24 protein-coding genes are annotated in these 21,823 nt (G+C 63.3%); 9 read left to right on the top strand and 15 right to left on the bottom strand.

What is annotated here, in order from left to right; translation table 11 throughout:
- Position 1: 1 nt before the first annotated feature.
- Positions 2-910, bottom strand: a complete 909-nt coding sequence (locus tag ACJ8PN_RS02880) for a DMT family transporter (protein ID WP_004939309.1) — start codon at positions 908-910, stop codon at positions 2-4.
- A gap of 136 nt (positions 911-1,046) precedes the next feature.
- On the opposite strand from ACJ8PN_RS02880, the gene ACJ8PN_RS02875 reads away from it, so the two are divergent.
- On the top strand, positions 1,047-1,481 hold the full coding sequence (locus tag ACJ8PN_RS02875; protein ID WP_033633772.1) for an Lrp/AsnC family transcriptional regulator: 435 nt from the start codon (positions 1,047-1,049) through the stop codon (positions 1,479-1,481).
- Here ACJ8PN_RS02875 and dinG read toward each other — a convergent pair whose 3' ends face one another.
- The 4 genes from dinG to ACJ8PN_RS02855 all read right to left on the bottom strand — a co-directional run bounded on the left by dinG (position 1,482) and on the right by ACJ8PN_RS02855 (position 5,242).
- Positions 1,482-3,680, bottom strand: coding sequence for an ATP-dependent DNA helicase DinG (gene dinG / locus ACJ8PN_RS02870; RefSeq protein ID WP_442534591.1), 2,199 nt, complete (start codon positions 3,678-3,680; stop codon positions 1,482-1,484).
- A gap of 66 nt (positions 3,681-3,746) precedes the next feature.
- Positions 3,747-4,139 (bottom strand): tautomerase family protein, encoded by a 393-nt coding sequence (locus ACJ8PN_RS02865; protein WP_442534590.1) that lies wholly within the window; start codon positions 4,137-4,139, stop codon positions 3,747-3,749.
- Positions 4,129-4,461, bottom strand: a complete 333-nt coding sequence (locus ACJ8PN_RS02860) for a carboxymuconolactone decarboxylase family protein (protein ID WP_442534589.1) — start codon at positions 4,459-4,461, stop codon at positions 4,129-4,131. Before ACJ8PN_RS02860 ends, ACJ8PN_RS02865 begins: the two co-directional genes overlap by 11 nt.
- Before the next feature lie 124 nt (positions 4,462-4,585).
- Positions 4,586-5,242: a glutathione S-transferase family protein gene (locus ACJ8PN_RS02855; protein WP_171453597.1), complete on the bottom strand. Its 657-nt coding sequence runs from the start codon at positions 5,240-5,242 to the stop codon at positions 4,586-4,588.
- Positions 5,243-5,483: 241 nt separating this feature from the next.
- Here ACJ8PN_RS02855 and ompC point away from each other — a divergent pair, with 241 nt between their 5' ends.
- The 3 genes from ompC (at position 5,484) to ACJ8PN_RS02840 (ending at position 8,460) form a co-directional block, all read left to right on the top strand.
- The gene (ompC, locus tag ACJ8PN_RS02850) at positions 5,484-6,581 is read left to right on the top strand and encodes a porin OmpC (protein ID WP_004939326.1); all 1,098 of its coding nucleotides are present in this window, start codon (positions 5,484-5,486) and stop codon (positions 6,579-6,581) included.
- A 179-nt stretch (positions 6,582-6,760) separates the two neighbouring features.
- A complete protein-coding gene (locus tag ACJ8PN_RS02845) occupies positions 6,761-7,612 on the top strand; it encodes a GNAT family N-acetyltransferase (protein WP_048322511.1) in 852 nt (283 codons plus the stop codon).
- 17 nt (positions 7,613-7,629) lie between these two features.
- Positions 7,630-8,460: a 5'-nucleotidase, lipoprotein e(P4) family gene (locus tag ACJ8PN_RS02840; protein WP_351107199.1), complete on the top strand. Its 831-nt coding sequence runs from the start codon at positions 7,630-7,632 to the stop codon at positions 8,458-8,460.
- A 3-nt stretch (positions 8,461-8,463) separates the two neighbouring features.
- Here ACJ8PN_RS02840 and ACJ8PN_RS02835 read toward each other — a convergent pair whose 3' ends face one another.
- The 3 genes from ACJ8PN_RS02835 to ACJ8PN_RS02825 all read right to left on the bottom strand — a co-directional run bounded on the left by ACJ8PN_RS02835 (position 8,464) and on the right by ACJ8PN_RS02825 (position 11,135).
- Positions 8,464-8,982 carry a GNAT family N-acetyltransferase gene (locus ACJ8PN_RS02835; RefSeq protein WP_442534588.1) on the bottom strand — a complete coding sequence of 173 codons (519 nt, stop codon included), beginning with the start codon at positions 8,980-8,982 and terminating at the stop codon, positions 8,464-8,466.
- Between the two features lie 2 nt (positions 8,983-8,984).
- Positions 8,985-9,554, bottom strand: a complete 570-nt coding sequence (locus ACJ8PN_RS02830) for a helix-turn-helix domain-containing protein (RefSeq protein ID WP_171453593.1) — start codon at positions 9,552-9,554, stop codon at positions 8,985-8,987.
- A gap of 135 nt (positions 9,555-9,689) precedes the next feature.
- Positions 9,690-11,135 carry an MFS transporter gene (locus tag ACJ8PN_RS02825; protein WP_442534587.1) on the bottom strand — a complete coding sequence of 482 codons (1,446 nt, stop codon included), beginning with the start codon at positions 11,133-11,135 and terminating at the stop codon, positions 9,690-9,692.
- A gap of 103 nt (positions 11,136-11,238) precedes the next feature.
- Between ACJ8PN_RS02825 and ACJ8PN_RS02820 the strand changes: the two genes are divergently transcribed.
- From ACJ8PN_RS02820 to ACJ8PN_RS02805, 4 genes are all read left to right on the top strand, one after another.
- Positions 11,239-11,892, top strand: coding sequence for a helix-turn-helix transcriptional regulator (locus ACJ8PN_RS02820; RefSeq protein ID WP_015377129.1), 654 nt, complete (start codon positions 11,239-11,241; stop codon positions 11,890-11,892).
- A gap of 175 nt (positions 11,893-12,067) precedes the next feature.
- Positions 12,068-12,562, top strand: coding sequence for a DUF2878 domain-containing protein (locus tag ACJ8PN_RS02815; RefSeq protein WP_015377128.1), 495 nt, complete (start codon positions 12,068-12,070; stop codon positions 12,560-12,562).
- Between the two features lie 108 nt (positions 12,563-12,670).
- Entirely contained in the window at positions 12,671-13,594 is a 924-nt protein-coding gene (gene yedA / locus ACJ8PN_RS02810; protein WP_015377127.1) for a drug/metabolite exporter YedA, read from the top strand.
- Between the two features lie 103 nt (positions 13,595-13,697).
- Positions 13,698-13,874 carry a hypothetical protein gene (locus tag ACJ8PN_RS02805; protein ID WP_004939348.1) on the top strand — a complete coding sequence of 59 codons (177 nt, stop codon included), beginning with the start codon at positions 13,698-13,700 and terminating at the stop codon, positions 13,872-13,874.
- Here the strand turns inward: ACJ8PN_RS02805 and ACJ8PN_RS02800 are convergent.
- Positions 13,862-14,773, bottom strand: a complete 912-nt coding sequence (locus tag ACJ8PN_RS02800) for a LysR family transcriptional regulator (RefSeq protein WP_171453592.1) — start codon at positions 14,771-14,773, stop codon at positions 13,862-13,864. The two genes, ACJ8PN_RS02805 and ACJ8PN_RS02800, sit on opposite strands and share 13 nt — an antisense overlap.
- A gap of 132 nt (positions 14,774-14,905) precedes the next feature.
- Here ACJ8PN_RS02800 and ACJ8PN_RS02795 point away from each other — a divergent pair, with 132 nt between their 5' ends.
- Positions 14,906-15,625 (top strand): SDR family oxidoreductase, encoded by a 720-nt coding sequence (locus tag ACJ8PN_RS02795; RefSeq protein ID WP_171453591.1) that lies wholly within the window; start codon positions 14,906-14,908, stop codon positions 15,623-15,625.
- 6 nt (positions 15,626-15,631) lie between these two features.
- Here the strand turns inward: ACJ8PN_RS02795 and ACJ8PN_RS02790 are convergent, their stop codons facing one another.
- The 6 genes from ACJ8PN_RS02790 to ACJ8PN_RS02765 form a co-directional block, all read right to left on the bottom strand.
- Positions 15,632-16,393 (bottom strand): phosphate/phosphite/phosphonate ABC transporter substrate-binding protein, encoded by a 762-nt coding sequence (locus ACJ8PN_RS02790; protein ID WP_411261634.1) that lies wholly within the window; start codon positions 16,391-16,393, stop codon positions 15,632-15,634.
- Between the two features lie 28 nt (positions 16,394-16,421).
- Positions 16,422-17,195 (bottom strand): ABC transporter permease, encoded by a 774-nt coding sequence (locus tag ACJ8PN_RS02785; protein ID WP_442534586.1) that lies wholly within the window; start codon positions 17,193-17,195, stop codon positions 16,422-16,424.
- Entirely contained in the window at positions 17,192-18,127 is a 936-nt protein-coding gene (locus tag ACJ8PN_RS02780) for an ABC transporter ATP-binding protein (protein ID WP_016928556.1), read from the bottom strand. Before ACJ8PN_RS02780 ends, ACJ8PN_RS02785 begins: the two co-directional genes overlap by 4 nt.
- Positions 18,124-19,284, bottom strand: a complete 1,161-nt coding sequence (locus ACJ8PN_RS02775; RefSeq protein WP_442534585.1) for an ABC transporter permease — start codon at positions 19,282-19,284, stop codon at positions 18,124-18,126. Before ACJ8PN_RS02775 ends, ACJ8PN_RS02780 begins: the two co-directional genes overlap by 4 nt.
- A gap of 61 nt (positions 19,285-19,345) precedes the next feature.
- Entirely contained in the window at positions 19,346-20,275 is a 930-nt protein-coding gene (gene osmF, locus ACJ8PN_RS02770) for a glycine betaine ABC transporter substrate-binding protein OsmF (protein WP_004939374.1), read from the bottom strand.
- A gap of 13 nt (positions 20,276-20,288) precedes the next feature.
- Positions 20,289-21,347, bottom strand: a complete 1,059-nt coding sequence (locus tag ACJ8PN_RS02765; protein ID WP_442534584.1) for a fatty acid desaturase — start codon at positions 21,345-21,347, stop codon at positions 20,289-20,291.
- Between the last annotated feature and the right edge of the window lie 476 nt (positions 21,348-21,823).

Below are 21,823 nucleotides of genomic sequence, written 5' to 3'. Positions count from 1 at the left end.
ATCAGCCGGCGCGCCGGCCGTCCGAGGCCGGCAGCAGCCGCGCTCGCCGCTCGCCCAGCAGGTTCATGCCCGCCGCCGCCAGCAGGATGATCGCCGCGCCCAACAGTTGCCACACAGACAGCCGGTGGCCAAACGCCAGGCGATCCACCAGCATGGCGGCGATCGGGTAGATGAACGACAGCGAGCCGATCAGATTGGTGGGCAGCTTCTGCAGGGCGCCGTACATCAACACGTACATCAGGCCGGTGTGCAGCACGCCGAGCGTCGCCAGCATCCCCCACTGCCCCACGCTGGCCGAAACGTGGAAATCCACCAGCGGCAGCAGCATCACCGCCCCCACCGTCACCTGGATCAGCGCAATAAGATGCGGCGGCGTGCCCTTCAGCCGCTTGGCCGCCAGCGCCATCAGGGCGTAGAAAAACGCCGCGCCGAGCGCCAGCGCGATGCCCGCCAGATAATGGCTCTGCTCCCCCGCCTGCCGCGGCTGCGCCAGCACCACCAGCATCATGCCGCCGAACGCCAGCCCCAGCCACAGCAGCTTGCGGGCGGTCAGCCGTTCCCCCAGAAACAGCGCCCCCAGCCCCACCAGCATAAACGGCTGGGTGTTGTACACCGCGGTGGCGATGGAGATAGACGCATAGGAATAGGCGGCGAACAGCAGCAGCCAGTTGATCACCAGCGCGACGCCGCCGGCGATCGCCAGCAGCAGCGTGGCGCGCGTCAGCGCATCGCGTCGCAGCTGCCCCAATACGCCGCACACCGCCAGCAGCACCAGCGCGCCTACCGCGCAGCGCCAAAACACCACGTTGATAACCGGCTGGCCGGACATCAACACAAACCAGCCGATGGAGCCGGAAATCAACATCGCCGCCGCCATCTCCAGCGATCCGCGTTTTATCTCTGCATTCATTCTGCGTTCCTCGAAGCTTGCCCAGAGACATAGCTTGCGGCTTCGCCGGGCGGCTTTCCATAGCATAAAAAAGGCAGATATGCTTAACTGCCTTTTTCTCGCAGCTATAATAAATAAAATACCTAACGGAGGCGTTATGGATGATATCGATCGCCAAATCCTGACCATTCTGGCGGACGATGCGCGCGCATCGTTGAAGACGCTGAGCGCGCAGGTGGGCCTGTCGTCGCCGAGCACGTCGGAAAGACTGCGGCGGCTGGAGGAAAACGGCGTGATCCAGGGCTATACCCTGAACGTCAATCTGCAGGCGGTGGGCTACGCCTTCGAATCGCTGGTGCGCATCAAGCCGCTGCCGGGCATGCTGAAGAAGGTCGAGCAGCTGATTCAGGCGATCCCGGAAGTGGTCGAATGCGATAAGGTGACCGGCGAAGACTGCTTTATCGTGCGGCTGGTGGCACACTCGATGGAACAGCTCGACCACACCCTCGATCGGCTGGCCGAGCATGCGCAGAGCAACACCTCGATCGTGAAAACCACGCCGGTCAAGCGCCGCCTGCCGCCGCTGCTCTGATTAACGCCGCCGCTTGCGGGCGAACGGGTTGCCGCGCTTCTTCTCTTTTTTGGCCGCGTCGGCGGCGGATTTCAGCGCCGCCAGATGCGCCTTGTCGGCCTCCGGCACCGCGCGCTGCTCGATCGGGAACACCGGCAGCGACGCCAACAGCCGCGAACCGTAATTTTTGGTCAGCAACCGGCGATCGTAGATCACGATCTCGCCGTAGCATTGGTTGCTGCGGATCAGACGGCCGACCTGCTGGATCAGGTTGAACGAGGCGCTCGGCAGGCTCTGCACTTCGAACGGATAGCGCTTCAGCGATTTCAGCCACTCGCCTTCGGTGATGATCACCGGGCTGTCGATCGGCGGGAACGCGATTTTGTGAATGTGCACCTGGGTCAGCAGTTCGCCTTTCAAATCCAGCCCTTCGGCGAACGATTGCAGCCCCACCAGCACGCTGGCGACGCCCTTCTCCACCCGCTTGCGGTGCTCTTCCACCAGCCGGTAGCGCGGCTGGTCGCCCTGCACCAGCAGCATCAGCCGCAGATCGGTCACGTAGCTGAGGAAAGTCTGCATCGCCCGGTGGCTGCTGAACAGGATCAGCATGCCTTTGTGCTTGCCGCTCGCCTGCTCGGCGCGGAAAAACCGCGCCATCTCCTCGAGGTGCTCCGCCTCGTTGGCGAGCGCCGGTTCGTAGCGCATCTGCGGAATAACAATCTTGCCCTGTTCGACGTGATTGAACGGCGAAGAGAGCGTTTCGAAGCGATCGCCGGCCTTCTCGCTCAGCCCGCTCATCTCCTGCAAACGCGCGAAGCTGTTCAGTGAACGCAGCGTGGCCGAGGTGACCACCACGTGCGGCACCTTGCGCCACAGCAGCTTCTCCAGCTGATCGCTGACGCGGATGCCGACGCAGTGCAAATACAGATGGGTGACGTTATCGCGCAGTTCGCGCGTGACCCATTTGGAGATCGGCGCGTTGGACGACTTGTCGAGCGCCGCCAGCCGCCACAGCTTGCTCATCGCTTCCAGATAGCCCAGCGTGCGGCTCATCTGCAGGATGGCGCGGTGCAGGCGCATGATGTCGTGCTTGCCGGTCTGCTCAGTAAGATCGTTAAGCACGAACTCCGCCAGCCCGCGCAGTGCATCGGTCAGTTTAAACAGCCGCGCGCAGCTCTCCACCATCTCCGCCGGCAGCTCGCCCATTTCAAAACGATGCTCGGCCGCCACGCTGTCGCCGGGCAGGTAGGCGCTGACCTGATGCTCGAAGATCTGCACCAGTTCGCGCAGCTCCTCGCAATGGTTTTTCAGCCGTTCGCTGTTGGCCAGCCCCGGCGGATTCTTCGGCCGGTACTGCGTCATGCACTGGTCGACCTGGCGCACGATCATGTCCAGTTGCAGGTTGGTCGACAGCGCGGTGATTTCCCCGTCGATCTCCAGCGCGTCGCGCGCCACCTCCGGCAAATGGTGGCCTTCGTCCAGCACCAGCAGCAACTCTTTCGGGTTCGGCAGCACCGATTCCGTCTCCAGCGCCGCCATCACCAGCGCGTGGTTGGCCACCACCACGTCGGCGCTCTCGATCTCTTTGCGGGCGATATAGAACGGGCATTCGCGAATGTAGTGACAGTTGCGCCCCAGGCAGTTGGCCTTGTCGGTGCTCAGCTTGGCCCACAGCGGATCGTCGATGCTCTGCTGATAGTGATCGCGCAGCCCGTCCCACTCAAAGCGGGCCAGCGCCTTGGTCAGTTTCTGACACAGCGCCTGCTCTTCGCCGCTGGACGGCGCCAGCTCGTCGTCGAGGAACAGCGTCAGATCGCCCTGTTGACTGACGTCGGTGCTCATCGCCGCCAGGTTGCGCGGGCAGACGTAACGCCCGCGGCCAAAGGCGCCGGTAAATTTCAGATCGGGGATAATCTTCTTCAGCAGCGGCAAATCCTTGCTGTAAATCTGATCCTGCAGCGCCACGTTGGCGGTGCTCACCACCAGCGGCTTGCTCTCCGCCCGCCCGACGGCGATGCCCGGGATCAGGTAAGACAGCGTTTTGCCGACGCCGGTCGGCGCCTCGATCGCCAGATGGCGCGGGTAGTCGCCGGCCAGCGTCTTGGCCACCTCGGCGATCATCTGGCGCTGGGGCGCGCGGGAAATAAAATCCGGTATTTGCTGCTGCAGGGCTTTGTACCACTGGCCAATCTGATCTTTAACTGCGGAGGAGAGCGCCATTCAACTCTTATCTAAACGAAATGATGGCGCTATTGTCCCACAGACCGCCGACGACGTCAGCCCGAGTTACGTCTGCGGATCGATCATTGAGGCGCGCCCGCCGCCGAATGACCACTCGTCCAACTGGGTGGTGGCGATCACCACCATCACATCCTCGGGGTTCAGCCGCAGGTTTTCCGCCAGCAGCGCCACCAGCCGCCCGTAGAAGCGCCGCTTGGTGTCGCCGTCGCGCGGCCGCCCGGCGGTGATGTAAAACAGCACGAAATCCGCGCTGCGCGGCCCGCCGAGATAGTCGCGATCGTAGATAAGCTCGCCGGGGCGGTATTGATCGATCGCCTGAAATTTGTCCGCCGGCGGCACCTCGAAGGCCTCCACCAGCGCCTGATGGAGGCTGTCGGACAAGGTTTGCAGATAGTCGGCGGACTTGCCCTGATGCAGGGCGATGCGGCTAAACGGCATGGGGCGCCTCCGGTTCCAGCTCGCGCAGGCGCGCCACGGCCGACGCCGCCGCGGGCCAGCCGGCGTAGAACGCCAGATGGGTGATGAGCTCGGCCAGCTGCTGATGCGCCACGCCGTTGCGCTGCGCCAGCTGCAGATGAAACGGCAGCTGTTCCACGCGGTTGAGCGCCACCAGCGCGGCGACGGTGATCAGGCTGCGCTCGCGCTGGCTCAGCGCCGGCCGCTGCCAGACATCGTCAAACAAGACGCTGTCGCTGAGCTGCGCCAGCTTGGGGGCGATATCGCCGAACGCCTGTTGCCCGGCCTGGGATTTTGATGGCATCACACTCTCCTGTCAGTTGCGGATAGCCTTACGCTACCCGCCGCCGAGGTGAGTGAAAATCGGGATTTTCGGCACTCTCAGTTCAGAAAAACGGGATAGTTCCCCGCCAGGCGGCGGGGCGATTTCACGGTTCCAGCGAGGCAACGCCGTCGAAATGGGCGCTCAGCAGCGCATTCAGCTCCGGCCGCTGCTCCACCCGTTCGGCAATGGCGTACAGTCGCGGGCAGTGTTGCCGGAACCACGCGCGGCCCGGCCGCCAGTTGCACATTACCGCCACGTACAGATCCAACGCGCTGAAGCTCTTGCCGAGAAACCACGGGCCAGACGCCCCTGTGGCGGCGTTCAACTGCCGCAATAAACGTTCGCGATAATCCATTACCGCGTTTTTCAGCTGTTCCGCCCCTGCCGCCTGCGGCTGCCAGCGCTGCGGATGGTCGGCATAGGTGAAAGTGGGGTAAATCTCCGCGTTGATGAACAGCAGCCAGCGCAGAAAACGCGGCAACAGCGGCGAACCGCCGGGCGGCGCCAGCTCGGCATGCGGTGCGCGATCGTGCAGCAGCAGGATAATCGCCGCACTCTCCGTCATCACTTCGTCATTGGGCAGCACTAAGGTGGGCACCTGACCCAGCGGGTTCAGCGCCAACAGACGATCGCGCTCCGGGCCGTCCTGCGTGTAATCCACCTCCTCATAGCCCCAGGGGAAAGCGGTCAACGCCAACGCGGCGGCCACGATGGTCGAACCGCAGCCCTGCGTACCGAACAAAGTATAAGTATCGTGCATGATTCCTCCCGCAGCGGAACAAGGTATCGGTAACTGTAGACCAGCCGCCGACCATCGGCTGAAGAAAAAATTCACCCTTTACGCGACTTTTTTAATCGTTCGACATGAAAATGAATTTTTTGTCATAAATAGATCACATTACTACGGTAAAAATTCTCCGCCGCCAACAATCAGGCGGCACAGTAAAACAGCAATGCAACTGATGATAAGCGTCTTTCAATCGAATAAAGCAGGGTAACCCATGAAACGTAATCTTCTGGCCGTTATTATTCCGGCACTTTTACTTGCGCAAGCGGCACAGGCAGCAGAAATCTACAATAAAGACGGCAACAAACTCGATTTTTACGGCCGTGTGAAAGCCCTGCATTATTTCTCTGATGATGCCGGCAATGACGGTGATAAAACCTACGTCCGTATCGGCTTTAAAGGCGCGACTCAGATTAACGATATGCTGACCGGCTATGGCCAGTGGGAATATCAGATCGCCGCCAACCATTCTGAATCCGACGGCACCAAAGACACCAAAACGCGTCTGGGCTTCGCCGGTCTGAAATATAAGGACCTCGGCTCCTTCGACTACGGTCGCAACTACGGTATCATTTACGACGTTGGCGCCTGGACGGATATGATCCCTGAATTCGGCGACGATGCTTATATCAAGACCGACAACTTTATGAACGGCCGTACCAATGGCGTCGCCACCTACCGTAATAACAACTTCTTCGGTCTGGTTGACGGCCTGAAATTTGCCGTGCAGTACCAGGGCAAGAACGAAAACGACGGCCGCTCCGCCAGCAAGGCGAACGGCGACGGCTGGGGTCTCTCCTCCAGCTATGAAATCATTGACGGCCTGAGCGTGGGCGCCGCCTATGCCTCTTCCAACCGCACCGCCACGCAAAAGGCGGGCACCTTCGGTAAAGGCGACAAGGCCGATATCTGGGCCGGCGGTCTGAAATACGACAACAACAATGTCTACCTGGCCGCGACTTATTCGCAGAGCCGCAATATCGCGCCTATTTCCGGCACCGCTACCATCAATAATAACTCGACCTCCGTTAGCGGCTTCGCCAATAAAGCGGAAGGGATTGAATTGGTCGCGCAATATCAATTCGACTTCGGTCTGCGCCCATCGCTGGGTTACGTTCAGCAGAAAGGCAAAGATATTGAAGGCATCGGCGACGTCGATCTGGTGAAATATTTCGACGTAGCGGCGACCTATTACTTCAACAAAAACATGTCCACTTATGTCGAATATAAAATCAACCAGCTTGATGACGACAACAAGCTGGGTCTGAAAAACGACGACGTCGTTGTTGTCGCCCTGACCTACCAGTTCTGATGTGATGAATGAATAACCACCACTGCAAACTTTAGCGTCACTTGATACCCAGAGTTTTATTTCGCCGGGCGGCTGCGTCCGGCTTTTTTGTTTTTATTTTCCCCGCCGGCGAATCCCCCCGCTTGCCTTGCAAAACAAACGGGTCTACATGTATAGCTTTCCCCCGAGCGGAATCAGCCATGCATAACGACGGACGCTTCGACTACCACAACGCCTTGCGCTACAGCAGCGACGAACTGGCCAACATCCTCAACCACTGTTTTGAAAACTACATCGTGCGTTTCGTGCTCGACGGTTCAACCTTCGCCGCCCGCTTCGGCGCCGAAGATCTCAGCCTGAACGACAGCCTGATCGTCACCCACCGCCATGAACCGGTGGCGGTGGCGCTGATCGCCCGCCGCGGGCGTCACAGCCGGGTTGCGGCCTTTTCCGTGCGCCCGGAGATGCGCGGTCAGGGGCTGGGCAAGGCGCTGATGCAGCGGCTGGTGGCGGATGCCCGCCAGCGCGGCGACCGTCGGCTGTCGTTGGAGGTGATCGAAGGCAACGAAGCCGCGCTGGCGCTGTACCACCGCGCCGGGCTGCGCATCGTGCGCACCCTGACCGGCCATCAGGCGCCGGCGGAAGTGCCGCCAGGCACGGCGGCACTGCAGGCGGTCGATCCGCTGACCGTCAGCCATCGCCTGACGGCGGAAGGCGCCACCGATCTGCCCTGGTTGATCGCTCCCGAATCGCTGTTCAAGCTGCCGGGCACACCGCAAGCCTATACGCTCAATCGTCAGGCCTACGCCGTGGTGATGCCCGGCGCCGAGCACTGCTGGCTGCGCCTGATCTACGTGCCGCCGCAGCACCGCGGTCAGGGGCATGCCCGCGCCTTGCTGGCCGCCCTGCAAGCGCAGTTCGCCCCTTTGCCGCTGACCGCCAACGTTTTTGTGCCCGAGGTGGCCGCCCCCTTCTTTACGCATCTTGGCTGGCGGCAGGATCCTCTGCGCCAGTTCGAGATGGATATGCTGCTGGACAGCCCACAAAAATAAAACCGAGAGAGATAACGATGGCAGGAAAACAGGCAAGGAAACTCACCCTCGGCGCGGCGATAGGCGTCGCGCTGCTGGCGTTGGCCGGTTGCGCGCAGCCGCCGCACACCGACGCCCAGGCCCAGCAGCGGCTGGCGGATCAGTCGGTGCTGGCGGTGAACTGGTTCCAACAGTCCGGCGAATACCAGGCGCTGGCCCACCAAGCGTTCAACAGCGCGCAACGCGCCTTCGATCGGGCCAGGGCCGCGCCGGGCCGCAAAAAGGCGGTGGTGGTCGATCTGGATGAAACCATGCTGGACAACAGCGCCTACTCCGCCTGGCAGGCGCAACAGGGCCAGCCGTATGACGGCGCCACCTGGGCCCAATGGACACAGGCCGAACAGGCCGGCGCGGTGCCGGGGGCAGTGTCGTTCGCCCGCTACGTTAACGCCCACCAGGGGACGATGTTCTACGTCTCGAACCGCAAGCAGAGCGAATATGCCGCCACGGTGGCCAACATGCAGAAGCTCGGTTTCACCGGCATGTCGGAAAAAACCGTCTTGCTCAGTACCGACACGTCCAATAAGCAGGCGCGCTTCGACGCCATCAAACAAGCCGGCTATGACATCGTGGTGTACGCGGGCGACAACCTGAACGACTTCGGCGCCGCGACCTACCACCAGGATAATGCGCAGCGCCGGGCGTTTGTCAGCGAGAACCAGAACAAATTCGGCACCGAATTCATCGTGCTGCCCAACCCGCTGTACGGCGATTGGGAGAGCGGCCTGGCTCGCGACTACAACAAACTGACGCCGCAACAGAAGCTGCAGGTGCGCCAACAGGCGCTCAAAGCCTGGCGCGGGCGCTAAGCCTCACAGCAGTTTGTACATATAGCAGGTGGCTTCCAACGCCCCGCCGTCGCTGGCGCGGGCGTATTGCGGGATGTCGCCCGCCGCCTCGAACCCCAATTGGCGGTACAGCCCCTGCGCCGCGCTGCCGCTCAGGGTGTCCAGCACCAACAGGCTGCGGCGATGACGCGCCGCCAGCGCCTGCACTTCCTGCATCAACAGCCGGGCAACGCCCTGCCGCCGCGCCTGCGGGTGCACCATCAGCTTGACCACTTCCGCCCGGTGGCGGCCGTTGTCCGGCATCGCCAGCAGCAGCTGCACGGTGCCGACCGGTCGGCCGTTCGCGAGCGCTACCAGCATCGCACGCTCTCCCCGCGCCAGAGCCGGCAGCACCCCCTGCCAAAATGCCTGCGCCTGTTCCTGCGTAAAGGGCATGACAAAACCGATGCTGGCGCCGTGCGCCACGCTGGCGTGCAGCATCTCGGCCAGGTCGGCAACGGCGCTTTGCGCCGCAGCGGCATCCCACTGTTGCAATTCAATCATGGCTATGGCCTACAGATAACGAGCGTGTAATGAGCCGGCTCATCGCCGGGGACATGGAAACGGGAGGCACCGAACAGGCGGTAGCGCAGGCAGTCGCCGGCCGACAGCCGGAAAACGCGCCCTTCCAGCGTCAGCTCCAGCTGCCCGGACAGCAGCCAGAGGTGATGCTCCAGCGCCGGAATCGACGGCAGGTCGTAATCGATCTGCGCGCCGGCATCAAGCCGGGCTTCGATAAACTCGGCCTTATACAGCGCGGCGGGGGGAGAAACGGAGCGACGGTGAAAACCGCTGGCGCGATCGACCCACATCGGTTGCTGCTGCGGCCGCAGCAGCTCCGGCGGCTCGTCTTCGATTTCGCTCAACAGGCGCGACATAGTCAACCCGTAGGCGGCGCACAGCCGGTTCAGCAACGACGCCGTCGGGCTGGTCTCGGCGCGCTCCACCCGCGAGAGCGTCGCCCGGCTAAGACCGGTGCGCTGCGCCAATTCCTCCAGCGACCACGCCCGTTGCTGGCGCAAATCCGCCAGCCGCTGCGCCAACCTCAGGTCGGCAGTCTCCAAACCGTTATCCACCGCTCACACTCCGCTTGAAAATCCCATATAAGAGAAATAATCTCAAATAAGAGATATAGCAAGCGGATTTTAAAAAATATCGCGCAGGAAGAACGCCAGGATCACCGCAAACATCGCCGAATGAGGAGAAGCGTTCTAGCACTCGCGCGAGGGCGGAGTTTGTACAAAATTGCCCGTCTCGGCGCCCGGCGGCGCGATCGCCGCGCAGCGCCAGGCGCTGAATACCGCCAGCAGCGGCGCCAGCGCAAACGCCAGGAACAGCCAACGCGCCGCCGATGCCGCGCCGCCCGGATCGTTCAGCCCCGCCAGGTTGGCGGTCATCCCCGCCAGCGCCGCGCCGAATGCGGTGGCGAACAGCTGCACCGTGGTAATTGAAGCACCGGCGATATCTTTGTCCGCTTCAGGCGCCACCTGCAAAATGCGCGTCAGCAGATGCGGCCAACCGAAGCCGATGCCGAACCCCACCAACGACAACGCGATGACGATCGGCGTCAGCGCCTGCCAGTCACCGCCGGATGGCGTCGGCATCAGGATCGCCAGCGCCAGCAGGCCCACCAGCACGAACAGCGGCCCGCTGACGATCGCCCGGCGAATGCCCGCCCCGCGCCAGCCGGAGCTGAGGATTTCGGACAACGTCCAACCGGCGGCCATGGTGGCGGCGATATAGCCGGAGATCAGCGGCGACTGGCCGTGCAACAGCTGCAGGAAATAGGGCACGAAGATTTCGCTGGTCATGCCGATCACCAGCAACGAGACCGTAATATAGAGCGCCGCCAGCGATGAGCCGCGCCGCAGCGAGCCATGCGGCAACAGGCGCGCGCGTGCGTGCGCCTCGCGCTTCATCAGCCAGGCCATCAGCACCAGCGAAAGCGCGATGCCCGCCAGATTGATCCAGACGCTGTGCGCCAGGCTGCCGGCGGACACCACCAGCACCGCCACGGTCAGCAACAGCAGTTGCGCCGTCGGCAACGGTGCGGCCGCCTGCTGCGCCTTGCCCTTGGGCAGGATCAAGAAGGTAAACGCCGCGTACAGCGCCATGATCGGCAGCAGAATGCCGAAGGCCCAACGCCAGGCGTGCAGCTCGGCAAAAATGCCGCCCACCGCCGGCCCCACCAGGGTGGCGATGCCCCACATTGCCGAGATAAGCGCCATGGCGCGCGGCCACAATCGCTGCTCGAACACCAGGTTGATCATCGCGTAGGAGAGCGCAAAGATCAGCCCGCCGCCGAAGCCCTGCACCGTGCGGCCGATCAGCATCACCGGCATGCTCGGCGCCAGCGCGCACAGCGCCGCCCCGACGATAAAGAACAGCGAAGCCACCAGATAGGCGCTGCGTGCGCCGTAGCCGCTGAGCAACCGGGCCGACAGCGCGGAGCCGAGGATCGACGCCACCACGAACAGCGTGGTGTTCCAGGCATAGAGATCCAGCCCGCCGATATCCTGCACCACCGAGGGCAGAATGGTGGTGGCGACCAGAATATTGATGGCATGCAGCGCCACGCCAAGCGAGAGCGCGATCGCACTGGCCGCATTTTTGCCGGAGAAAAGGTCGCTCCAGCGGCTATCGTCATGGGTTATCACGGTTGTTGTCCTGTTTTCAGAGGAATGGCATTGAGTTGGTCATGAGATTGCGTTAAATTTAACAAGAGTTATCTTGGAATAAGTTAGGGCGAGGCGGAGAAATATGTCAAGAATAAACTTGGAAAATAGCGGCAGCACCGCACAATCGGTCAGTGACCGCTTGCTGACGTTATTGAAAACCCGCGGCCCGCAGCTAGCTTCTGACGCAGGAAAGGTGCTCGGCACCACCGGTGAGGCGGCCCGCCAGCAGTTCGTCAAGCTGGCGAAAGAGGGGTTGGTCGAAGCGGTGGCGGAAACGCGCGGCGTGGGCCGCCCGGTGCAGCTGTGGCATTTGACCTCTGCCGGGAACGCGCGCTTTCCCGATACCCATGCGGATCTGACGGTGCAGCTGCTGCGCACTGTGCGCGACAAGTTGGGCGAACAAGCGATCGACGTGCTGATCGAGACCCGCGAACAGGAAAACCGCATCAACTACAAGCAGGCGATGATCGGCGCCACCGAGCTGCGCGAACGCGTGGCGCGCCTGACCGAGATCCGCTGCCGCGAAGGGTATATGGCCGAATGGCGCCAGGAGGAGGACGGTTCCTATCTGCTGGTGGAAAACCACTGCCCGATCTGCGCCGCCGCCACCGTCTGCCAGGGCTTCTGCCGGGCGGAATTAAGCATCTTCACCGAAGTGCTGCAGGCGCAGGTGGAGCGCGCCGAACACATTCTGGCCGGCTCGCGCCGCTGCGCCTACCGGATTTCCCGCCTGTAACACAGGTTTTTGCCCACGTTTTCAACCGGTACAGATTATTCTGCTTGTGCACCCCGCACCTTCCCTTCTAAGGTTGAACTAACGAACATTCAGGCAAACAGCGGGCCTCGCGCCCGCTCTGGCAAATCCGTCGGCGCTTAGCGCAGCGGCAGAGTAACCCCACGGGAGTTGAACGATGAAGAAGCCGCATGCCGGATTCTGGCTGGCGACGCTGGGACTGGGCGTTTGCTGGCTGCTGGCGCTGCTGACTCGCGATCGGCTCAACGGCATACTGCTGGCCGGCGCGGCGCTGGCGCTGATCTTTACCCCTGCCGCCCGCCGCAAAGGCGCGGCCCTGGCCGCCCTGGGCGGTATCGGCATGGATGGGCTGTGGAGCTACAGCGGCGTGCTGCACTACAGCGGGCAACACGGCCTGCCGCTCTGGACCATCGCGCTGTGGATCGGCTTCGGCTGCTGGTGGTATTGGTTGCTGGACGTGGTCAGAGCGGCCCCCTGGCCGCTGGCGGTGTTGGGCGCCGCCGTCGGCCCCTTCGCCTACGCCGTGTCCTGGAAGCTGGACGCCTTGTTGCCCGGCGTGCCGCCCGAGTTCATGCTGCTGCTGCTGGCCGTCGGCTGGTCGATTTACCTGCCGGCCGTCAGCTGGCTGCAGTGGAAACAGCAAGGCCATTGAACGGCTTTCAGCAGCCGGAAAAATAATGCCGAAGGCCATTGCTTATCGGTTGCCCGATCGGGTTTACTGAGCGTTCTAATAATAATCATTCCCGCAAAATACAATCCTATGCTTAGCCAACAAAGCCGTAGCGTCCTGCCGTTGATCGGGGCGTTGTTCACGTTATATATCGTTTGGGGTTCCACCTATTTCGTCATTCGCCTCGGCGTCGCGCAGTGGCCGCCGCTGATGATGGCCGGCATTCGCTTTCTGACAGCCGGTATCGTGCTGTTCAGTTTCCTGGCCTGGCGCGGCCACGCGCTGCCGACGCTGAAGCAGTGGCTGGCCGCCGGCGCCATCGGCATTCTGCTGCTGGCGGTGGGCAACGGCCTGGTGACGGTGGCGGAACACCAACATGTGCCATCCGGCATCGCCGCGGTGATGGTGGCAACGGTGCCGCTGTTCACCCTCTGCTTCAGCCTTCTGTGGGGCATGCGCAACACCAAACTGGAATGGGCCGGCATCGCGCTCGGGTTGGTGGGCATCGTGCTGCTCAACACCGGCAACAACCTGGTGGGCAACCCGACCGGCGCGCTGCTGATTTTGCTGGCTTCGGCCAGCTGGGCCTTTGGGTCGGTCTTGGGATCGCGCATCTCGCTGCCGGCCGGGCCGATGGCTGGCGCGGCGGAGATGCTGGTCGCCGGCGTGGTGTTATTGGCAGCCAGCCAGCTGAGCGGCGAGCGCCTCACTCAGATGCCGAGCACCGGCGGCTTTCTGGCGCTGGGCTATCTGATCGTCTTCGGTTCGATGCTGGCGATCAGCGCCTATATGTTCTTGTTGAAGAATGTGCGCCCGGCGGTCGCCACCAGTTACGCCTACGTCAATCCGGTGGTGGCGGTGCTGCTCGGCATCGGCTTTGCCGGCGAATCGCTGGCGCCGCGCGAGTGGCTGGCGCTGGTGATCATCGTGGCGGCGGTGGTGCTGGTGACGCTGGGAAAATACCTGTTCGCCCGCCCGGCCAACGTGCAGGCCATCGACTGCGAACGGCGATGATCACAAAGGGCGGTCTGCGGGCCGCCGTTAAAAACGATTCTTGTTTCACCCGGCGAAGGGGCTATAATTCCCGCTGTTCCAAGCAACCTGCGAAATTATTCCTATGCTGAAAAAAGCGTTCGTCATCGTCATCGCCCTGTGCGCCTTCGGTTCTCTGGGCGGCGTATTCCTCGCCGGGCTGAACATCTACACCCGTTCCACCACCCCGCACGAAGAAAGCGCGCCTGCCGGGGATACCGCCGCTACGCCGGCGCAAACCGAAACTCTTCAGGCCAAGTGATCGTCCATCCAGCGCTGGCAGCGCTGCTGTAAAAAGCGCTGCAGTTGCCTGACGCGCTCCGACACCTGCGAACGATGCGGGCAGACCAGATTGATCGGCACCGCGTCGCTGCGCCATTCCGGCAACAGTTGCACCAACCGCCCGGCGCGAATATCCGCCGCCACGTCGATCGCCGACTTGCGCACCACGCCGTGCCCGGCCAGCGCCCAGCGCCGCGCGACCTCACCGTCATCGGTAAAATAGCTGCCGTTCAGCGGCAGCTCGACCAGCTCCTCACCGCGCCACAGCCGCCATTCCACCTGCCGTTTGCCGCTGGGCTGATACACCAGAATGCTGTGCCGAACCAGATCGGCCGGCGTTTTCGGCTCGCCGTGCCGCCGCAGATAATCCGGGCTGGCGCAGATCAGCCGCCGATGCTGCGGCAGGATCGGCAGCGCCACCAGCGAAGAGTCGGCCAGCGGCCCAAAGCGCAACGCCACATCCACCGGTTCGCGGAACAGGTCGGCCTGCCGATCGTTGATCAGAAGCTGCAGCTGAATGTGGGGATGCTGCAGACGGAACTCATCCAGCCAGCCGAGCAGCAGATTGCGGCCGAAATCCGACGGCGCGGAAATCTGCAGCACCCCGGACAGCCCCTGATGCTTCTCGCGGATCGCCTGCTCTCCTTCGGCCAACGCGCCCAGCGCCAGGCGCGCGCTGTCGAGATAGCGCGCCCCCTCCTCCGTCAGCCTCAGACTGCGCGTTGAACGCACCAGCAGCCGCGCGCCCAGCTGCTGTTCCAGCCTTTTCACCGCGATGCTGGCCGCCGCCGGCGTCATATCCAGCGCGCGCGCCGCGGCGGAAAAACTGCCGCCGTCCACCGTGCGGACAAACACCTCGAGATCGGCAAATGAGGTCATCAGCTCCCCTCCTTTAGTGCCATCAATTATTAATATTAATTTACAAGTGTTTGCTATTAGGCGGGGTTTTTTCATCATTTTCAATCAGGAAAGATAGATCCCGTTGAAACTTACCTAAAAAGAGGCCTTAACATGACGATTCCCGACTCCCCCCTGAAACGACAAAAGCTGGTGATCCTGGGCGGCACCAGCGGCATTGGCGCCGCGGTGGCCTACGCGGCGGCGGCGCGCGGCGCTGAAGTGGTGCTGGCTTCGCGTCGTCTCCCTCACGCGGGGGAGAAGAACGACGCGCTGCGCCTGATGCAGGCCGATCTGACCGATGACGCGTCGCTGCGCGCGCTGTTCGCCGCCGTCGGCGCTTTCGACCATTTGGTGATCACCGCCGGGCCGTTGGTAGACGCGAAGCCGCTGGCGGAGACTGCCCTTGAACAGGCGCAGGCCGACTTCAACGTCAAATTCTGGGGCAGTGTGCGCGCGGTGCAGGCGGCGCTGCCGACGCTGGCGCCGCAGGGCTCGATCACCCTGACCTCCGGCCAGCTGTCGCGTAAATACCTCAACGGTCAGTTGGTCAAAACCGCCATCAACGCCGCGCTGGAAGCGGTCGGCAAACAGCTGGCGAAGGAGCTGGCGCCGCGGCGGGTGAACGTGGTCAGCCCCGGCATCACCGCCACCGAAGCCTACGACGGCATGAGCGCCGTACAGCGTCAGGCGCTGTTCGAACGGGTTGGCGTCAGCCTGCCGGTCGGCAGGGTCGGGCAGGCGGCCGACGTCGCGGCGGGTTACCTGCTGGCGATGGAGAACGGCTTCGTGACCGGCAGCGTGATCGACATCGACGGCGGCGGCCTCTTATAACGGCGGCTAGAGCGCCGTCACGCCCTGCGCGGCGGCCTGCTGTTCCAGCACGGTGATAATCTGGTAGGCCGAACGCGGCACCAGGCTGAAATCGCCGATCAGCAGTCGGTCGCTGACCGCCTCATCCAGCATTGCCCGGGCGCCGGCGCGCAGGATTTCCACCTGTTCCGGCGGCGTGCCGGCTGCGGTGATCAGCGGCAGGCCGGGCACCGCAGCCGTGCGGCCGATGATTTTTAGCCCCTCCAGCGCCTGCGGCTGCGCACGGCGCAGCAGTTCCATGCTGATCGAATCGATGGCGGCGATATCCGCCTGCCCGCTGCGGATCAGCTGCAGCGACTGATAATGCGCGCCGGAGGCGATAGCCGCACCGAAGAATTTCCCGTCCTGCGCCAGCGGCGCGATCAGCGCGCGCAGGCCGTTGTAGCCGGACTGGGAATCGGTGCTGTTATACGCCGCCGTTCGGCCGCGAAAATCCGCCAGCCGCTCGCCGGGGTCGTCCGCGCGCACCACCAGCCAGCTGCGGTAATTCGGTCCGTCGCACCCTTCCACCCGATAATGATAGGTGCCGATCAACTGTACCTGCGGCAGACTGCTGACCAACGGATAACCGCAGGTTTGGCTGAGCAAGAGATCCTCGCGTCGCCAGTGCTGCGCCAGATCGTTCGGCCAGCTGAGCCGTTCCGGCGCCGCCGGCAACCCCAGCCGCAGCAGCTTGTCGCGCAACACCTGCCAGAAGGATTCGGCCTGCTCCCGGCCAACGCCGTACATCGGTAGAGACACCTGCATCATTTCCCCCTTACCCCGCCGGAGTGGTCGCCAGCGTCTGCTGACGCCAGGCGGTGAGATAACGCACCCAACGTTCGAACAGCATATCGGTGATAATAGCCAACAACGACACGACCGCCGCGCCCTGGATCACATAGGCGGTGTTAAACCCGCTCAGGCCGATGATGATCGGCGAGCCGAGCGTCTTGGTGCCGACGGTGGAAGCGATGGCCGCCGTGCCGATGTTGATGATCACCGAGGTGCGGATCCCGGCGACGATCACCGGCGCCGCCAGCGGCAGTTCAACCCGCCACAGAATTTGCCAGGCGCTCATCCCCACGCCGCGGGCGATCTCGCGCGTGGCGGGCGGCACCGATTCAATGCCCGCCAGCGTGCCCTGCAGGATCGGCAGCAGGCCGTACAATACCAGCGCGATGATCGCCGGCTGTTCGCTGAAGCCCATCACCGGCACCGCTACCGCCAGCACCGCCACCGGCGGGAAGGTCTGCCCCACCGCCACCACCGTTTCCACCAGCGAACGAAACTCCCGGCCGCTGCGTCGGGTCACGGCCACGCCTGCCGCCACGCCGAGAGCCACCGCGATCAGGCTGGAGATCGCCACCAGCGACAGGTGCGCCCCCACCAGCGCGATAAAGCTGTCCTGCTGATAAATGGGCCGCTCCAGATCGGGGAACCAGGCGGCGAACAGGCCGCGCAGATGATCCATGCCGAACACCAGCGCCAACAGCAGCGCCAGCGTCCAGGGCAATGGATCGCGCAGCAGGCGCCCGATGCGCCCGCTCATGACAGCGCCTGCCCGGCGATCAGATCGTTGAAGTGCAACACCCCCAACGCTTCGCCCCGTTCATCCACCACCGGCAGACAGTCGCTGCCGCGCGCCACAAACACCGACAGCGCCTCGCGCAGGCTCATGGCGGCGGCGATCGGCTCGCCCCCGGCGACACCGGGCCGCACCCGCTCCGCCACCGTCCCCAGCGACAGCAGCTTGATGCCGCGATCGCTGCGCCCGAAGAAATCACGCACGAAATCGTTGGCCGGGGCGGTCAACAGCGTCAGCGGCGTGCCCTGTTGCACCACCCGCCCCTGATCGAGCAGCACCAGACGATCCGCCAGGCCCAGCGCTTCGTCGATGTCGTGCGTCACCAGCACGATAGTGCGGCCGGAGAGCTGATGGATGCGCGCGATCTCCGCCTGCAGCGCCGCGCGGGTGACCGGATCCAGCGCGCCGAACGGTTCGTCCATCAGCAACACCTCGGGATCGGCAGCCAGTGCGCGCGCCACCCCCACCCGCTGCTGCTGCCCGCCGGACAGCTGGTGCGGATAGCGGCGGCGAAACAGATCCGGCTCCAAATGCAGCAGCTCCAACAGTTCGGTCACCCGATCGCGAATGCGCGCGCGCGGCCATTTCAGCAGCTGCGGCACGGTGGCGATGTTCTCCTCCACCGTCCAGTGCGGAAACAGGCCGATCGATTGGATCGCGTAGCCCATGCGCCGCCGCAGATCCTGCGGTTTGAACGACTGGATCTCTTCGCCGGCAAAGAGAATCTTGCCCCGATCGTGTTCGATCAGGCGATTGATCATTTTTAACGTCGTGGACTTACCGGAACCCGAGGTGCCGATCAACACGGTGAATTCGCCCTCGGCGATGTGCAGCGTGAGATCGTCGACCGCCGGCTTGCCCTGAAAAATTTTGCTGACTTGCTCAAAGTGAATCATCGGCGCGATACGTCCAGGATTGAAACCCAAAATTTAAACAGCGAATCGACGATGACCGCCATCATGACCACCGGGATCACCCCCAGCAGAACCAGATCCAGCGCGCTGCTGAGCAGCCCCTGAAATACGATGGCGCCAAAACCGCCGGCGCCGATCAGCGCCGCCACCACCGCCATGCCGACGGTCTGCACCGCCAGAATGCGCACGCCGGTCAGGAACAGCGGCAGCGCCAACGGCAGCTGCACGCGCAGGAAGATCTGCCCGCGCGTCAACCCCATGCCGGTGGCGGACTCAATCACGCCGGCCGGCACGCTTTGCAGCCCCGCCACCACGCTGCGCACCAGCGGCAACAGCGCGTACAGCACCAGCGCCACGATCGCCGGCGCCATGCCGATACCGCTGACGCCGTGTTCCGCCAGCCAGGGCACCGCCACCGCCAACCCCGCCAGCGGCGCGATCAGCAGGCCGAACAGCGCGATCGACGGCACGGTCTGGATAATGTTCAACACGGAGAAGATCGGCCGCTGCCAGCGCTCGGAACGAAAGCACAGCACCCCGAGCGGCACACCGATCGCCAGCGCCGGCGCCATCGTCGCCAGCAGAATGGTCAGGTGCTGCAGCAGCGCGGCGTCAAACACCTCCTGCCGATTATGGTACTCCTTCAGCAGCGACAGCTGATCGAGCTGATGGCCGAACAGCAGCAGCGCCGGCGGCACCAGCACCAGCGCGTTGCCGAGCATCCGCCGCAGGTGCGACGCGGTGAGACGCGCCATGGCGTCGGCGGCGATCAGCTGGCTCAGCGCCATGGTCAACCAGCAGCCGCTGCCCCAGGAGGTACGTGCCAGGCGCGATCCCTCCTGCGCCAGACGCCCGGCGGCCTGCCCGCTGATCCAGAACGCCAGCGTCAGCACCCCGCAGGCGGCCAGCGCCGCCAGCAGCGCCCGTCCCCGCGTCGGCGGCAGCAGGCTGAGGATCGCCAATGCCGCCAGCGGCAACAGCAGCCACAGCGCCGGGCCGTGCAGCAGGGAGAACAAGGAGAGGCTTTTGCCCGACAACAGGCGATTGGGGGCATAACTGAGGAACGGCAGGCCGAACGCGGCCAGCAGCAACAGCATGAACAGCGTCAACAAGACGCGATGTTTTACGGCGATAGTCAAAGAAACGCTCCGGCTCCCTCGGTTTACCCCCTCTCCCGACGGCAAAGGGGGCACCTCGGCATTATCCCTTAACAAACCCTTTCTCTTTCAGGTAAGCAGCCGCCACCTGTTTGGCGTCCTGGCCTTCCACAGCGATCTGCGCGTTGAGTTTTTGCAGCGTCGGCCCGTCCAGCGAGGCGAACACCGGCTTCAGCAGTTCAGGCAGATTGGCGTGCGCCTTCAGCGCCGCTTCGCGCACGATCGGCGCCGGCGCGTAGATCGGCTGTACGCCTTTCGGGTCCGCCAGCGTCTGCAGCCCCAGCGCCGCCACCGGGCCATCGGTGCCGTAGGCCATCGCCGCGTTGACGCCGGAGGTCTGCTCCGCCGCCGCCTTGATGGTCACCGCCGTATCACCGCCGGCCAGGGACAGCAGCTGATCCTGATTCAGTTTGAAGCCGTAGGCGTTCTGGAACGCCGGCAACGCATCCGGCCGCTCGATAAATTCCGCCGAGGCCGCCAGCTTGAACTTGCCCCCGCCGTTGATCCACTTGCCGAGATCCGCCAGCGTTTTGAGATGGTTGGCGTCCGCCACGTCCTGACGAATGGCGATGGTCCAGGTGTTGTTGGCCGGCGCCGCATCGAGCCAGACAATTTTGTTTTTGTCGTAGTCGAGCTGCTTCACCTTCTCGAAGCCGGCCTGGGCGTTCTTCCACGCCGGGTCTTTCTCATCGGAGAAGAAAAACGCGCCGTTGCCGGTGTATTCCGGGTAGATGTCGATCTCGCCGGAAGTGATGGCGCCGCGCAGCACCTTGGTGGTGCCGAGCTGCAGCTTGTTGGTGGTTTTGATGCCGTTGGCTTCCAGCACCTGCACGATGATGTTGCCGAGCAGCGAACCTTCGGTATCGATCTTGGAGCCGACGCGCACCGAGTCGGCCGCCTGTGCCAGACCGCCGACGGCCAGCAGAGCCAGCGCGACGGCAAAGGAACGTCCGCGTGATAAGGTGATTGCCATACTTTTCCTCTGGTTATATGTTTTCCGGCTCATGGGCCAGTTCGGTTGGAAAATCCTGAGAAACGCGCTTCCAGCGCGCAATAAGTTTTTTCTTCGGCAGGGCATCGCGTTCCACCCGCCGTTCGCCGGCGCTCAGCGGATGCACGCCGACGTCGATCGGCGTCAGCGCGTAATCGCGCAGCCACTCGCCATAACCCTGCGCGACGAATCCCTGGCTGCGGCGCTGATACGCCTCGCGCTCCGCCAGATAGACTTCGCGCAGGCCATACCAGGGCAAGCCGGGCAAATCGTGATGCACTAAATGGTAGTTCAGATTGAGAAACAGCAGCCGCCACGGCCAGCCCGCCTCATTAATAATAGAACGTGCCTGCGGTGCGTCCACGGCGCGATGCTCAAAAAACGATCTTACCTTGGTCAGCGCCAGCGCCGGGTAACTGATGGCCAACAGGTAAAACGCCGCGCCGATGCCATGCATCTGCAGCCAGTGCAGCAGCACCGCCAACAGTGACAGATGCGCCAGCCACATCGCCCAGGCGCGCAGATCGCCCGCTGCAAGCGTCTTCACTGCGCCGAACAGCGTGGTGACGATATCCAGCGCCGGGCCGAGGAGCACCCGGCCGATCAGCGTATTGCGCACCGCGGCCAACAGCGGCAGCAGGCGGGGATAACGCCGCCACTGCGCGGCGCTGAAGTAGTAACTTTCGGGATCTTCATGCGGATCGGTCAGGTGGTCGTTGCGGTGGTGGCGCAGATGCGAATCCCGATACAGCCCGTAGGGATACCACACCGCCAGCGGCAACAGGCCGAACAGCTGATTGACGCGCGGCCAGCGCGTCGGATGGCCGTGGATCAGCTCGTGTTGCAGCGACATATACCCGGTGGTCAGCAGGATCAGCAGCGGCGCGCCAAGCCACGGGCCCAGCGCCTGCCAATAATGCGCCACGCCGAACCAGCCGCCGTACACTGCCGCCATGATCCCCCAGGTAGGCAACTCCAGCCGCCAGTGCCAGCGCCGATGAAGCCGCCGAATGCGGTCGCGTTGTTCAGGGTACAAATAGTGGGCGTGGGACATGCTGCGGCTCGCGGTTGGGGATTTTCCACCAGTATCGGTGAGCCGCAGTGACGTTCAAAATAACGAAAATGGCAAAGCTAAGTGAAAATTCAGCGGGTTGCGTACTCGGCAAAGCGAAAAAACGGGCCGCGCAGGCGGTAATATCAGTCAGTTAAACCTGACTGGCATTTTTTATCCCATCTTTGTGTGTTTTGTGTAGCCTGAATTGCCGTAAATGTTCCGCATTTCTCTGTTACTACAATGAACGGCAATTGGAGGGGCCGAAGGCGCGGCCCCTCCACCCGCGCCTTCGCTTAACACCGTCTGTCCGCTGTGCGGATGCCCTCGCCGCGTCTGCATTGTCGGGCGGGTCGGCTACGACAAACGTCCCTGTTAGTCTCGCCTCAACCGGCCTTCCCTGGCCGGTTGCCCCTGACAACGCTGTCTTGCTCGGCAGCCGGTGATGCGCGCCAAAGGTCAACACCCGAGCTGGCAGC

Origin of the sequence: Serratia sp. CY76391 (genome assembly GCF_052166695.1) — a bacterium.
Lineage (GTDB): Bacteria > Pseudomonadota > Gammaproteobacteria > Enterobacterales > Enterobacteriaceae > Serratia > Serratia nematodiphila.
The sequence above is the reverse complement of the archived record's forward strand: the minus strand, read 5'-3'. Positions and strand labels throughout refer to the sequence as shown.